Source organism: Paraburkholderia silviterrae, from assembly GCF_004353915.1.
Classification (GTDB): Bacteria; Pseudomonadota; Gammaproteobacteria; order Burkholderiales; family Burkholderiaceae; genus Paraburkholderia; species Paraburkholderia silviterrae.
Map to the genome: position 1 here is coordinate 122,194 of NZ_SMRP01000015.1, position 14,071 is coordinate 136,264.

10 protein-coding genes are annotated in these 14,071 nt (G+C 64.7%); 7 read left to right on the forward strand and 3 right to left on the reverse strand.

Going from position 1 to position 14,071, the window contains the following annotated elements; genetic code table 11:
• Positions 1-10: 10 nt before the first annotated feature.
• A complete protein-coding gene (locus tag EYW47_RS25770) occupies positions 11-784 on the reverse strand; it encodes an IclR family transcriptional regulator (RefSeq protein ID WP_165976676.1) in 774 nt (257 codons plus the stop codon).
• A 231-nt stretch (positions 785-1,015) separates the two neighbouring features.
• Here EYW47_RS25770 and speB point away from each other — a divergent pair, with 231 nt between their 5' ends.
• Entirely contained in the window at positions 1,016-1,993 is a 978-nt protein-coding gene (gene speB / locus EYW47_RS25775; RefSeq protein WP_133197664.1) for an agmatinase, read from the forward strand.
• Positions 1,994-2,042: 49 nt separating this feature from the next.
• Here speB and EYW47_RS25780 read toward each other — a convergent pair whose 3' ends face one another.
• Positions 2,043-2,981 carry a LysR family transcriptional regulator gene (locus tag EYW47_RS25780; RefSeq protein WP_133197665.1) on the reverse strand — a complete coding sequence of 313 codons (939 nt, stop codon included), beginning with the start codon at positions 2,979-2,981 and terminating at the stop codon, positions 2,043-2,045.
• Positions 2,982-3,117: 136 nt separating this feature from the next.
• Between EYW47_RS25780 and EYW47_RS25785 the strand changes: the two genes are divergently transcribed.
• The 5 genes from EYW47_RS25785 to EYW47_RS25805 all read left to right on the forward strand — a co-directional run bounded on the left by EYW47_RS25785 (position 3,118) and on the right by EYW47_RS25805 (position 11,707).
• Positions 3,118-4,254 (forward strand): branched-chain amino acid ABC transporter substrate-binding protein, encoded by a 1,137-nt coding sequence (locus tag EYW47_RS25785; RefSeq protein WP_133197721.1) that lies wholly within the window; start codon positions 3,118-3,120, stop codon positions 4,252-4,254.
• Between the two features lie 274 nt (positions 4,255-4,528).
• Positions 4,529-7,954 (forward strand): adenylate/guanylate cyclase domain-containing protein, encoded by a 3,426-nt coding sequence (locus EYW47_RS25790; protein ID WP_133197666.1) that lies wholly within the window; start codon positions 4,529-4,531, stop codon positions 7,952-7,954.
• A gap of 214 nt (positions 7,955-8,168) precedes the next feature.
• A complete protein-coding gene (glaH, locus tag EYW47_RS25795; RefSeq protein ID WP_240763919.1) occupies positions 8,169-9,098 on the forward strand; it encodes a glutarate dioxygenase GlaH in 930 nt (309 codons plus the stop codon).
• A gap of 85 nt (positions 9,099-9,183) precedes the next feature.
• Positions 9,184-10,422 carry an alpha-hydroxy acid oxidase gene (locus EYW47_RS25800; RefSeq protein ID WP_133197667.1) on the forward strand — a complete coding sequence of 413 codons (1,239 nt, stop codon included), beginning with the start codon at positions 9,184-9,186 and terminating at the stop codon, positions 10,420-10,422.
• 226 nt (positions 10,423-10,648) lie between these two features.
• Entirely contained in the window at positions 10,649-11,707 is a 1,059-nt protein-coding gene (locus tag EYW47_RS25805; RefSeq protein ID WP_133197668.1) for a beta-keto acid cleavage family enzyme, read from the forward strand.
• Between the two features lie 39 nt (positions 11,708-11,746).
• On the opposite strand, the gene EYW47_RS25810 is transcribed toward EYW47_RS25805, so the two are convergent.
• On the reverse strand, positions 11,747-12,775 hold the full coding sequence (locus EYW47_RS25810) for an AraC family transcriptional regulator (protein WP_133197669.1): 1,029 nt from the start codon (positions 12,773-12,775) through the stop codon (positions 11,747-11,749).
• A 53-nt stretch (positions 12,776-12,828) separates the two neighbouring features.
• Here EYW47_RS25810 and EYW47_RS25815 point away from each other — a divergent pair, with 53 nt between their 5' ends.
• Positions 12,829-13,740, forward strand: a complete 912-nt coding sequence (locus EYW47_RS25815) for a LysR family transcriptional regulator (protein ID WP_133197670.1) — start codon at positions 12,829-12,831, stop codon at positions 13,738-13,740.
• Positions 13,741-14,071 lie beyond the last annotated feature (331 nt).

Below are 14,071 nucleotides of genomic sequence, written 5' to 3' on the forward strand. Positions count from 1 at the left end.
CGCGCAGGCTTCAGCGCGGCCGGTATCCGAGTGCCCTCGACACCATGAGGGCCTGCTCCCTGATGAGGTTGCCGATGCGCTCGGCGTTCGGCGACAACACGCGGGGTGTCGGCCCCGGCACGCTGATGGCGGCGATCGAGACGCCATCCTGGCCGCGTATGGGGGCAGCAATGCAGCTCACGCCATCTTCGAGCTCATCCTGCTCCAGGGCGTAGCCGCGCGCGACGGTCGCCTTCAAGTCGCGCGCGAAGGTTCCGCGGTCCGTGATCGTCTGGCCGGCGAGTGGCTTGAGCGGAGCCTTCTCGAAGATCAGGTCGAGCGCGCGCCCATCGCGCTGCCATGCAAGGATCGCTTTTGCCGACGCCGACGTGTAAGCGGGAAACGTCGCGCCGACACCGGGCACCATCCGCAGCGGATGCGTGCCTTCCACCTGATCGACATAGACCGCGACGGTCCGGTCCAGCACCACGAGATTGCTGGTCTCGCCAGTTTGCCGCGTGATGGCTTCGAGCCTCGGGTGCGCGAGCTCGCGCAGGGCGGAAGTCCTTCGCTTCAGTGTCGGGGAAAAACGCAGCAGCCGGTTGCCGAGCACGTATGAGCGCGACTCGCCGTCCCGGCCGACGTACCCGTTGTCGACGAGCGTCGTGAGCAGCCGGTGAACGGTGCTGGGCGACAGGCCGGTGAGCCGCGTGACGTCGGACAGGCTGGCCTTGCCGTCCTGTGCGTCCGCGAGAACGTCGAGGATCTCGAGGCCGCGCAGCAAGGACTGCACATTGCTGTTCATCTGGTCTCCGATGCAGGTGAAGGGCGCGGGCAAAGCCGCGAGCACGGTGGGGCAACGTTGCAAGTGTCGGCGTTCGGGGCGCGCAATTCAATAGCGAATGCACGTTTCGCGAGGCCAGGAATCCCTTCCGGCTTGGTTCGGAAATCTCCGAAGTACGCTTCTGCAATGTCCTGTTTTACCGGCCTGACTCCTTGCCTAAACTCGACCTTGACAACACTGGAGGCAAGCAACATGGGCGGGAACCGGTATGACAATGGGCGACTCGATTTGCCGTTCGTCGGCATCTGCACCTTCGCGAAATCGCCGCTGTGCCTGGATTGGGACGCGATCGACGCCGACGTCGCGGTGATGGGCGCTCCGTTCGACTGCGGCACGCAGTGGCGCGCGGGCGCGCGCTTCGGTCCGCGCTCGATTCGGGAAGCGTCGACGCTGTTTTCGTTCGGCCACAGCGGCGCATACGACTTCGAGGACGACGTCGTCTACCTGCCGAGCGACGAGGTGCGCATCGTCGACATTGGCGACGCCGACATGGTCCACACCGACACGGAACAGAGCCACGCGAACATCGAGTACGGCGTGCGCAAGATCCTGGCCGCCGGTGCGCTGCCGGTCGTGATGGGCGGCGATCACTCGATCAATATTCCCTGCGTCAACGCGTTCGAAGGGCAGGCGCCCTTTCACATCGTGCACATCGACGCCCATCTCGACTTCGTCGACGAGCGGCACGGCGTGCGTCACGGTCACGGCAATCCGCTGCGCCGTGCCGCGGAGAAAAGCGTGGTGTCGGGCATGACGCAGATCGGCATCCGCAACGTGTCGTCGACGGCGCGCGACGGCTACGAACAGGCGCGGCAGATGGGCTCGGACATCATTTCGGTCCGGCAGCTTCGCCGCCTAGGCATCCAGGGCGTGCTCGATCGCATCCCGAAAGGCGTTCGCTACTACCTGACCATCGACATCGACGGCTTCGACCCGTCGATCGCGCCGGGAACGGGCACGCCGAGTCACGGCGGGCTGCTGTACTACGAGGGACTCGAGCTGGTCGCCGGACTCGCGGAGCAGGGCGACGTCGTGGGTATCGATCTCGTTGAAGTGGCGCCTGATTACGATCACTCGGGATCGACGTCGGTCCTCGCGGCCCAGTTGCTGCTCAACACGATCGGCCGGGTGATGCATCAGCGCAAGCTCAAGCGCAGCCGCTTGCGCTGAGCGGGCCTGGCGGACCGCGCGGGTCGTGTCGCGCGCGGTGCAGCCGGGCTCAGGTGGCCGCTTTCCTGCGCGTGCGGGCGCGGTGCCCGCCAAGCTCGGCGGCGGCCTCGAGCAGATGCTCATAGAACGACTGCACGACGCGCGCGGGCTGGACGCCTTTGCGCATGATGATGCTGAATTCCAGATGCGTGACGTAGTGTTCGGGGTCGACGCGCAGTAGCAGGCCGCTGTCGACCCAGGGCCGCGCGTAGTGAGGGGGCAAAAAGCCGATGTAGTTGCCGGACAGGATCAGCATCGCGCGGCCTTCGACGTTGTCGACGAGCGCGGACGCATGCGACATGCGCAGCAGCTTCAGCTCCTGGGTGCCGAGATAGGCGCGCGCGGCGAGGCGGTACTGGCTCAGCGCACCGATCGGAATGCGTTCGTGTGCGTGCTCGCTGAGCGGATGCGTCGCCGCGCAATAGAGCCCCTGCTCCTCGCGGTAGAGGGGCGTGTAGTTGAGCCCGGCGATCTGCGTCGGGAACGGGCCGACCGCCAGATGCAGGCGGCCGTCGAGCACGTGCCGCTCCATGTCGCCCGGCGTCTCGATCTGCACTTGCAGACGGACATCGGGCGCGGCGCGGCCGAAATGGCGAATCGCGACCGGCAGTGGCGAGTGCTGATCCGTGAGGATCGCCTCGACCATTCCGAAGTGCAGCGCGCCCTGAAGTTGATTGCGCAGCGCGCCGGCTTCCATCTGGAACGTGTCGACGGCGCCTAGCAGCCGCTGGGCCGCCTCGTGCAGCTGGATGCCGTCGTCGGTGAGGCGAAAGCCGCCGCGCCCGCGTTCGCACAGGCGAATGCCGAGCCGCGTTTCGAGCTGCGCCATGTACTCGCTGATGCTGGACGCGCCGATGTTCAGGATCGGTTGCGCGGCCGCGAAGCCGCCGCATTGCACGATCGTTTCGAAGATGCGCAGCAGTTTGAGATCGGTGTCCTGGAGCTTCATGGTCGGTGCGTTCAGTTAGTTCGGAAAGTGTCGAAGCATATTGGGGACATTGAGCATTCTATTGAGGAAATGGCCTGGCCAGAATTGTTTTCGCGCTGGCGAAGACAGCAACCTGCGACTGAAGGGGGAAACGATGATGAACAGACGTCAAACATGCATGAAGCTGATGGCGGCCGGGGTACTCGGGCTGGCGTCGCTTTACGCCGTTGCAGGCGACGAGCAGGTTGTCAGGATCGGCCTTACCGGACCCTTGACCGGCTCGCAGGCGGCAATCGGCAAGGACGACGAGAACGGCGTGCGGCTCGCGATCGAACGCCTGAACGCACGCGGTCTCGTGATCGGCGGCAAGAAAACGCACTTCGAGCTGGATTCGCAGGACGACGCCGGCGATCCGCGCACCGGCATGACGGTCGCGCAGAATCTCCTCGATGCGAACGTCAAGGTCATCTTCGGGCCGTTCAACTCGGGCGTCGCGATTCCGATCTCGAACCTCGTGAACAACGCGAGCATCGTGATGGCGACCGTCGCATCGAATCCGTCGATCACGCAGCACGGCTATCCGTTCGTATTCCGGATTTCCGCCAGCGACACGCAACTGGGCAGCCGGATGGGCGACTTCGCGGCGCGGCAGCTCAAGGTGACGCGCGTCGCCGTGGTCGACGATCGCACCGCATACGGGCAGGGGGTCGCCGACGAATTCGTCCGCTCGGCGAAGGCCAACGGAATCCAGATCGTCGATCGTGAATACACGACCGACAAGGCGACGGACTTCATGTCGATTCTCACGCGCATCAAGGGTGCCAATGCGCAGGCCATCTTCTATGGCGGCTATTACGCTCAGGCGGGCGCGCTGCGCCGGCAGATGAAGCGGCTCGGCATGAACGGCTACCTGATGGGGGGCGACGCGATCTGCAACGCGGAACTCGGCAAGCTCGGCGGTGATGCGGTCGACGAGCGCGTGTATTGTCCGCAGGGCGGGCCGGTGCTCGCGCAAACGCCTGAAGGCCGGCAATTCATGGAGGACTACCGCAAGCGCTTCGCGACCGACCCGCTGACGTACAGCGCGGCGCTTTACGACGGGATGAACCTCGTTGCGCAGGCAATGGAGAAGGCCAACTCGATCGACCCGGAGAAGTATCGCGCCGCGCTCGTCGATACCAATTTTCAGGGCATTTCAGGACACTACCAGTTCGACGGGAATCGGGATTTGCTTCATTCGCCGATCACGATTTACACATATCGTGAGGGCGTCCCTTCGCCCACGAAGCAGTAGGCTGATCTCGCGTGGCCAGATTCCTGACCGGGATCGATATGCCCGTCGACGGCGGGCGCTCGGTGTAGCGGCGTAGCCGGAGTCGGAGCGCCTCGCGAGCAGCGAGGCGCGTGTCAATCCGGAGATCGGCGTCCGCAATCTTGCACCTGGCGATGCGGGCTTCCGACTGGACGGAAATCCGAATCTGCTAGGGCGCTGCCCGCCCGCCTTTCGGCTTGTCTCAGGCATTGAATCGGCGTGTAATGAACCATGCCCGAGAGACCCGAGAGGCGGTATGCGCTGCACGACTTGCGGCTTCGAGAATCCGGCGGACGCAAACTTCTGTGAGGAATGCGGAGCCGGTTTGCCCCCGGTCTGCCCGGTATGCGGTCGCGTGTCGACGCGTACCGCAAAGTTCTGTGCCGGATGTGGCGCATCAATGAATGCTGCATCCCTGCTGGGCCCCACGGAGCAGGCCAGCACATCCGTCCCTATTCAATACACGCCTCGGCACCTGGTCGAGCGGATCCTGGCCGAGCAGGCGACCATGGAAGCCCGGGGCTCGACGCCCGGCGAACGCAAGACGATCACCGCGCTCTTTGCCGACATGGCGGGCTCGACCGCGTTGATCCGCGACCTCGACCCCGAGGATGCCCAGCGTCTGATCGACCCCGTGATCGCGCTCATGATGGAGGCGGTACACCACTACGAGGGCTACGTTGCCAAGTCCCTCGGCGACGGCATCCTGGCCCTGTTCGGCGCCCCGCTGGCCCACGAGGACCATGCTCAACGAGCCGTCTACGCTGCGCTGCGCATGCAGGAAGCGATGCGTCACCACAGCGATCGCGTGCGACTGGAATTCGGCATCGCGCTGCAGATTCGGGTCGGCATTCATACCGGCGAGGTCGTCGTGCGCTCGATCCGCAAGGACGACTTGCATGCCGACTACGATCCCGTGGGGCACACGGTCCATATCGCATCGCGCATGGAAAGTACCGCTACGCCTGCGACGACACTGGTGAGCGAGTCCACCCATAAGCTGACCGAGGGCTATTTTGTGTTCAAGGCGCTGGGGACCACCCGCGTCAAGGGCCTGCAGGACCCGCTCCTCGTCTATGAAGTCGTCGGCCCCGGGCCATTGCGCACGCGTCTGCAAGTGGCGGCGCACCGGGGATTGGCTCGCTTCGTCGGTCGCGACCCGGAACTGTCCGAACTGGAATCGTCCTGGGGGCGTGCGCGCGCCGGGCACGGGCAGATCGTCGGCGTGGTAGGGGAGGCCGGGGTCGGTAAATCGCGGCTTTTCCTTGAGTTCAAGGTCCGCACGCAACCGGGCAGCGCACTGGCGCTCGAAACGTTCTCTGTCTCGCACGGCAAGGCCTTTGCCTATTTACCGCTGATCGAGTTGCTGAAGAACTACTTCCAGATCACCCCCCGCGACGACGAGCGCACCTGCCGCGAGAAGGTCATCGGCAAAGTGCTGACGCTCGACCGCACGCTCGAGGAGCTTCTGCCCTATGTGCTGTATCTCCTCGGCATGGAGGAGCAGGAGTCGGCCCTGCTTGCCATGGATCCTCAAATCCGGCGGGAGCGCACCTTCGAAGCGATCACGCGCCTGCTGGTGCGCGAAAGCGTCAATCAGCCCGTGCAGGTGCTGTTCGATGACCTGCAGTGGCTGGACCGCGAAACCGAGGCGTTTCTCAATGCGCTCATCGAGCGCGTGCCCGACGCCAGGATACTGTTGCTGCTGAATTTCCGGCCGGAGTATCGGCCGGGCTGGAGTCACAAGGGCGATTACACGCAGTTGCGTCTCGATCCTCTGGGGCAGGTCGAATCCGAAGCACTGCTCGTCACATTGTTGGGCGCAGACGGCGCGCTTGCGCGTCTCAAGCAGTTGATTCTGGATAAAACCGACGGGAACCCGTTCTTCATTGAAGAGGTGGTCCAGACGCTCGTCGAGGAAAAAGTCCTGCTAGGCGAGCCCGGACGATACCGCATCGAAGCGGCACCCGACACCATCCAGATCCCGACCACCGTGAAGGGTGTGCTCGCCGCTCGCGTGGATCGCCTCGATCCTGCGGAGAAGGCGCTATTGCAAACGCTCGCCGTGATCGGCACGGAGTTTACGTGGAGCCTCGTGCGGCACGTCGCAGGGCAGCCGGAAGATCGCCTGCGCTATCTGCTGGCCAAACTTCAAGCCAGCGATTTCATTTACGAGCGGCCAGCGTTTCCAGAGGTCGAGTACGCCTTCAAGCATTCGCTCACGCAGGAAGTGGCAGGCCAAGCGTTGTTGACTGAGCAGCGTAGCGCGCTGCACGAGCGAACCGCGCAAGCGATCGAGGTGCTGTATCGCCCGCAACTGGACAGCCATTGCAGCGATCTGGCCCATCACTATAGCTTGAGTGGCAACCTTCCCAAGGCGGTGGAATATCTCCTCAGCGCCGGGAGCCAGGCGCTCGAGCGATCGGCACATCTGGAAGCCATTCCACATTTGAATCGTGCGCTCGAACTACTCAAGCGGCTGCCCGATACGCCCGAGCGCGCGGGCCAGGAACTGGCGTTGCGCATTGCGCTCGGTCCGGCCTTGATTGCGGCGCAAGGTTACGCGTCCTCCGAGGTGCAAGCGACTTTTAGCCGGGCGCTTGCGCTGTGCGAGCAGGGCGGAGAAACCCGGCAGATATTTCAGGCCAAGTTGGGTTTGCGCACGTTTTATTCCATGCGTGCAGAGCATCAGACTGCCTGCGAGCTCAGTGAAGGACTGCTTAGTCTGGCCGAGCGTGCGCGGGACCCGGAGCTGCTGGGGCAGGCCAGTTTCGTCCTGGGTGCCAGTTCGTTCCATCTCGGCGACCCGGTCAAGGCACGGGCCCATCTGGAGCGCGGGCTTGCCGCCATTGACCGTGAACACCATAGCGCCACGACCTTTCTCCTTGGACAAGACCCCGTGGTGCACGGACTCGTCGCTGCGGCCCGGACCCTGTGGTACCTCGGCTATCCCGACCAGGCCGCCAGGCGCGTCCAGGAAGCATTGACGTTGGCACGCAAGCTGTCCAACCCCTATAGCATGGCGCTCGCCCTTGCTCTTGCCGCCGAAGTGCACCAGTGCCGACGTGAGGCGCAACTCGCAGGGGAGTTCGCGCAAGCGGCCATGACGCTTTCGCGCGAGCAAGGGTTTCCATTCTGGTCGGCATGGGGAGACATCGTGCAGGGCTGGGCGCTGGCTGACCAGGGCGGCGCGGCGGAAGGCATCGAGCAGATCCGCCGTGGCCTGAGCGCTTGCCAGGCCACGGGCGCGGAGCTGACACGCCCTTACCAGCTGGCGCTGCTCGCCCAGGCATACATCAAAGCGGGGCAAGCGCCGGCGGCGCTGGAGACGCTGACTGAAGCATTGACGATCGCCAATCGGACGAGGGAACGGTATTACCTCGCCGAATTGCATCGGCTCAAAGGCGAACTGCTTTTACAGCTTGCACGCGAGCCGTCCACCGAGGCTTCGTACTACCAGGGGGCAGAGGCCTGCTTCCTCGACGCCATTTCGATTGCAAGCGCGCAAGGCGCAAGGTCGCTCGAATTGCGCGCGGCGTCGAGTTTCGCACGGCTGCAAAGAGACCGGGGGCACAAGGAGCCTGCCCGGCAGAGACTTTCTGCGATCCTGTTCGCCTTCGAGGAGGGCTTTGACACGGCCGACTGGCAAGAGGCCAAAGCACTCTTCGACGCGCTGGCGTAACAGAAAAACTTGCCTGAACGTGCTCACGTCAGCGCCATGACGACGTCGATCCGCTGCTCTGGCGAGTGCAGGTCCTCCACCACCCCATGAAGTCCCTCAGCTAACGGGCATCGATCGTTTAATCGCAATTTACGCATAAACATTCGCTCTATGCCTCTGGATGCTATCAAAAAAGCACGCTGAAATGGAGTCATTCGTCTCAACGGAGAACACCATGGAACTCATGCTCGCCGACACGCTTCCCGCCACGCGCCAGTCGTCGTTTCGCCTGTCGCCGCATCCGGACCATCATCGCATCGTCCACGTGAGCGCTGAGCGCGACGCGCTTGCCCAATTTCTGAAAGACGCCCGCAATATCGACGTCCAGAATCTCGAGTACGTGCCGTACATGCGCTATCACCTGGCCGACTTGCTGATCAAGCGCGTCGGCAATGCGTTCGCGCGAACCCTGGTCGACCTGGTCAAGGACCGCAACCACGGCGGTTTCACCATCGGTCTTCAGGGCCTCTCGCAGGTCGATTCGGACTACGTCAAGTTTGGTACGGCGATCGGCCACATCCTTGGGCCCAGCAACCACGACTCGATGTCGGGCACCTATTACGCGCGCTTCGTGGTCAGGCATACCGACGATAGCGACTCCTATCTGCGCCAGGCCTATCGTCTGTTCACGATGCACACCGACGGCACGTTCGTCACCGAGGCGACCGACTGGCTGCTGATGATGAAGTTTGCCGAGCGCAACGCGGTCGGCGGCGAGTCGCGCTTCCTGCATCTCGATGACTGGGACGAGCGCGAGCGCTTCGTGAACCACAAGTTCGCCACGAGGCCCTTCCTGTACAAGGCGCCGGGCTCCAAGAACGTCAGCGAGAGGGTCGAGCGCCCCGTGTTCTTTCAAAGCGAATTCGGTTTGTCGCTGTCGTTCATCGACCAGTTCGTGCAGCCCGCCAACCGGGAAGAGGCCGCCTGGCTGTATGAACTTTCGGCGTCGATGGAAGCTTCGGCGGGCACGAAGGAAGTCGCCCTGCCGGCCGGGGATCTCGTCGTCCTGAACAATTATTTCTATGTCCACGGCCGCGCGCCGTTCGAACGCGACGAAGCGCTCTTCCGCGAATTGATGCGGCAGCGAGGCACGTTCGTACAATGACGGCGCCGTCGCCCGATCCGGCAGGCTGCCAGCGTGCCGGGCCCGGGTGGTCGGCCTTTTGAAGCATCAGATTGTGGAGAGACAGATGAAAGAACCCCTCGGCGCCGCCGACGTCCAGCCGCTCCCGCGTGCCGGGCAGAGCAGCCAGGCCGCGTACGGCATGAAGCAGGATGCTCCGGCACGGCTTCGCAAGATTCTTTCATTGGCCGACTTCGAGGCGGCGGCGCGGGGCTTCCTGCCGCGCCCGCTGTTCGGCTACATTTCCGGCGCCGCCGAGGACGAGTTGTCCCGCGCGGCGAACCGAACCGCGTTCGAGCGCCTGAAATTCCGGCCGAGGGTGCTGGTCGACGTCGCGCGACGGTCGCAGCAAACGACGATCTTCGGCCACCGCTACGCGTCGCCGTTCGGGATCGCGCCGGTCGGGATCAGCGCGATCTCCGCATACCGGGGCGACATCGCGCTGGCCGAGGCCGCGCAGGGCGAGAACATCCCCGCGATCATGAGCGGCACCTCGCTGATCCCGATGGAGACCGTTCGCGCGGCCGCGCCGGACACATGGTTCCAGGCCTATCTGCCAGGCGACGCCACACGCCGCGACGCGCTGATCGAGCGGGTCGAATCCGCCGGCTTCGCGACCCTCGTGATCACGGTCGACATACCCGTATGGGCGAACCGCGAGAACAACGTCCGCACCGGCTTCTCGTTGCCGCTGCGCCCGTCGCTGCGCCTGGCGATGGACGGCCTCGTGCGGCCCCGGTGGCTTTGCGGCACGTTCCTGCGCACGTTGATCAACCACGGGATGCCTCACTTCGAGAACTCGTTCGCGACGCGGGGCGCGCCGATGCTGTCGGCTTCGGCGATCCGCGACACCACGGGCCGTGACCACCTCTCCTGGGCGGACATCGCCCGGATTCGCGAGCGCTGGCGCGGGAACCTGGTGATCAAGGGCATCCTGCACGTCGACGACGCGCGGCGTGCGGCGTCCATCGGCGCGGACGGCATCATCGTCTCGAACCACGGCGGACGCCAGCTCGATGGCGCGGTCGAACCCTTGCAGGTGCTGCCGGAGATCTGCGATGCGGTCGGCAACGATTTGGTCGTGATGATGGATAGCGGCGTGCGGCGTGGCGCCGATGTGCTGAAGGCGCTCGCGCTGGGCGCCCGTTTCGTGTTCGTCGGGCGCCCGTTCATGTATGCCGCGGCCGTTGGCGGCGCAGCGGGCGTGCGGCATGCGATCGGCCTCCTGCGGGACGAAGTCGACAGGAACATGGCGATGCTCGGCACGCGTTCGGTCGACGAGATCACCCGTGATGCGCTCGCATGAGGACACGGACGGCACCGTTGCGCCGCCCGGGCGTGTCCCGGCAAAGCGCCAGGGCATGTCCCAACAAAGCAAGCGACTGTCCCAGATAAGCAAGCGGGGATCGCAGCGACTCCGGATACTGGTGGGCATGGATCGAAGCCTGACGCGCCGTGCAAGACGGCGCGCCGGCCTCGTCGACGACCGCTCCTGCTGAATCGACAGCAGCCACTCCCCCTGGAGACGCATCATGAATTTTCTCGACGGCCACCTCTTCCCCGAGAACCAGCAGCCCCTGATTATCACGGCCGCGCCCTATGCACCGGGCTGGTTGCCCAGCGACTTCCCCGAGGACATCCCGGTCACCATGGAAGCGCAGATCCAGAAGGCGGTGGACTGCTATAACGCGGGCGCCACGGTGCTGCACCTCCACGTGCGCGAGCTGGACGGCAAGGGCAGCAAGCGCCTGTCCAAGTTCAACGAACTGATTGCCGGCGTGCGCAAGGCGGTGCCGGAGATGATCATTCAGGTGGGCGGCTCGATCTCGTTCGCGCCCGAGAACGAAGGCCAGGCGGCGAAGTGGCTCTCCGACGACACCCGTCACATGCTGGCCGAGCTCGAACCCACGCCGGACCAGGTGACGGTGACGGTCAACACGTCCCAGATGAACGTCACCGATCAGGCGGAAGACGCGGACTTCAAGGGCACCTCGCGCGAGAATCCGACGCTCTTTAACGCGTACAAGGAAATGACCGTGCCCGCGCAGCCGGGCTGGGTCGAGGAGCACGTGCGCCGCCTTACGGCCAAGGGCATCCAGAGCGCGTTCCAGTGCTACAACCTCAACAGCTTCGAGTCGGTGGAGCGGCTGATGCGCCGCGGCTTCTACAAGGGCCCGCTGGTCATGAACTGGGTGGCGATCGCCGGCGGCATGGATACGCCGAACATCTACAGCCTCGGCAACTTCATCCGCTCGGTGCCCGACGGCGCGGTGGTCACGGTGGAGAGCAACGTGCGCAACGTGCTGCCGGTCAACATGATGGGCATTGCGATGGGCCTGCACGTGCGCTGCGGCACGGAAGACTGCCTGTGGAACCAGAAGCGCACCGAAAAGATGAGCACCGTGAAGCAGATCGAGCAACTCGTGCGCATCTCGCGCGAGTTCGGCCGCGACATCGCGACCGCGAAAGAGGCGCGCGAGATCAGCAAGATTGGCGTGTTCTACGACACGGTCGAGGAATCGCTGCAGGCGAACGGCTTCGCACCGAACCGCAACGGCGGCACCCAGGGCTTCCTGCGCAAGACGGCCTGATCACGCCTGTTACTAGCGTGAACAGGCCCTGGGAGCCTGTCACCCGGCCGGTGCGCTCTGGCCGGCCGATTGCTTGCGCCAGTCCGAGACGCTGCAGCCGACGGCGGCACGGAACCAGTGGCTGAAACTGCTGTGAGCGGAAAAGCCCAGCAGCACGGCCACCTCGCCGCCCGGCATGTCGCTCTCGAGCAAGTGGCGCATCGCCAGTTCCAGGCGCACCTGGTTGAGCATGGCCGAGAACGTCAGGCCTTCTTCGCTGAGGTGACGGTGCAGCGTGCGGCGATCGATGCGCAGATGCCGTGCGACCAGTTGCGCCGTGCATCGTCCGCCGGGGAGCAGGGCGAGGATCACTTCCCGGCATGCGTCGCGCACGCTTTCGCCACGGCGGCGCAACGCGGTCTCCAGATAATCCCGCGCGAAATACGCGGCCCCCGGATCGTCGCGCGTGCGCGGCATCGAGAGGTCGGCCGCCGCGCAGACGAGGCCGTTGAATGGCTGGTTGAACATCGGATTGCGGCCGAAGAAGGTCCGGTAAGACGCCATGTCGGCTGGCGGGCGGTGCGTGAAGCAAACCTGCCGCGGCCGCCATTGCGGGCCGATCAGTTCGCGCAGGATGCGCATTTTCACGCCGACCGCGAGCTCCATCGCCTGACGTGTGCCGAGGCCGGCTCGCGGCAGCAGCTCCTCGCGGATCACGACGACCTGGCCGGCGTCCTCGATGCGCGTGATCAGCGTGGCGCTCAGCAGCTTCTCGTAGCGGCACAGGGTATCGAGCGCCTGCCGCGGGGTCGGCTCTTCCTTGAGCACCAGCGAGATCGGCCCGAGGTTGGAAAGCGTGCGCCGCGCCGCGAGACGCAGCGCGAAATCCTCCACGCCGGTGTCGCGCGCGCTGACCTCGAGCAGTTCGCGCACGGTGTGGCTGGGGATGAGCGCCTCGGGATTATCGAGCACGCGTGCCGATATGCCGACCGCGCGCAGGAACGCGTAGGGATCGCGCCCGAGCGACTCGACCAGTTCGACGTAGCCGTTCAGGCTGGCACTGCGTATCAGTTTGTCGACATGTTGCATGGCCGCCATTATGTCTCGCTGTAATCCGGATGACAAAACCCGCATACCTGTCCATGGACCTGAACCTGATTGGGCTGTTCGTCGAGATCGTGGAAGCGCGCAGCCTCAGCGCGGCCGCACGAAAGCTCGGCATGACGCGCGCGAACGTGAGCCAGCGGCTGAAATTGCTGGAGCGCGAAACGGGCGCCCAACTGCTGCGCCGCTCGACGCGCAGCTTTGAACTGACGCAGGCCGGGAGCACGCTGTATGACTCCGGCCAGCGCATCATGGACGAGCTGGGCACGGCCCGCGCGTCGATCGACAGCCTCGGCCGGACATTGCGCGGCCGGGTGCGAATCAGCGTGCCGACCGGCTTTGGCAGGCTGTTCGCCGGTGCGAAGTTGCTTGAATTCGCGCGGGCGAATCCGGGCATCGCGCTCACTGTCACGTTCAACAACGCGATCGAAGACATGATCGCCGCCGAGGTGGATGTGGCGCTCAGGATTACCTCGACGCCGCCGCTGGACTGCGTCGCGCGCAAGATCTGCGCGTTCGACTGGAGCCTGTGCGCGTCGGCCGATTATCTGCGCGAGCAGGGTCCGATCGAGCGCCCGGCCGACCTCGAAAAACACGCGCTCATCTGCGCGCCGTATGGCGGCCGGCGTGTGCCGATCGAACTCGTGCACCGGGAGGATGCCGAGGACATCCACACGATCACGGTCCCGCCCGCGCTGGAATCGTCGGACTACCCGTTCCTTGCGGAGGCGGTGCGCGAGGGCATGGGGATCGGCGTGCTGCCGGACTATGTGATCCGCCTGCCGATGAACCGGGATTTGCTGCCGGTTTTGCAGCCCTGGCGCGTCGTCGGCCGGCAAAGCACGCTGTACATCGTCACGTTGCCCAACCGCTATCCGTCGCCCGCCACGCAAGCGCTGATCGACTTCCTCCACGACAAGGTCCTCGAACTGGCCCAAACCTGGACCTGACGCGCTCGCCCGGCGCAATCGAACGCAAGGCGAATTCGGTGACAGGGCGGCCAGCACCGGCAATCGCGCATCGCGCCGCCACACTGTCAAGCCTCTATTAACAGTCCGTCAATCCGCAATGTGATTGTCAAGAAATAAGCTGCGCCCGACAATGTGCTGAACGATGGATCAGTACAGGCAGACGTGACGACGATGGACCCGGAGCTGCTTGATGCACCGACCGGCACCGGGGCATGCGGCAGGCGAGCTGTCGTGACGGACGTCCGCTCCTGTTGTTCCGGTGGTCATCGCCGCTGATTCTCTATTTCATCGATCGACGCGCGAACGTTGC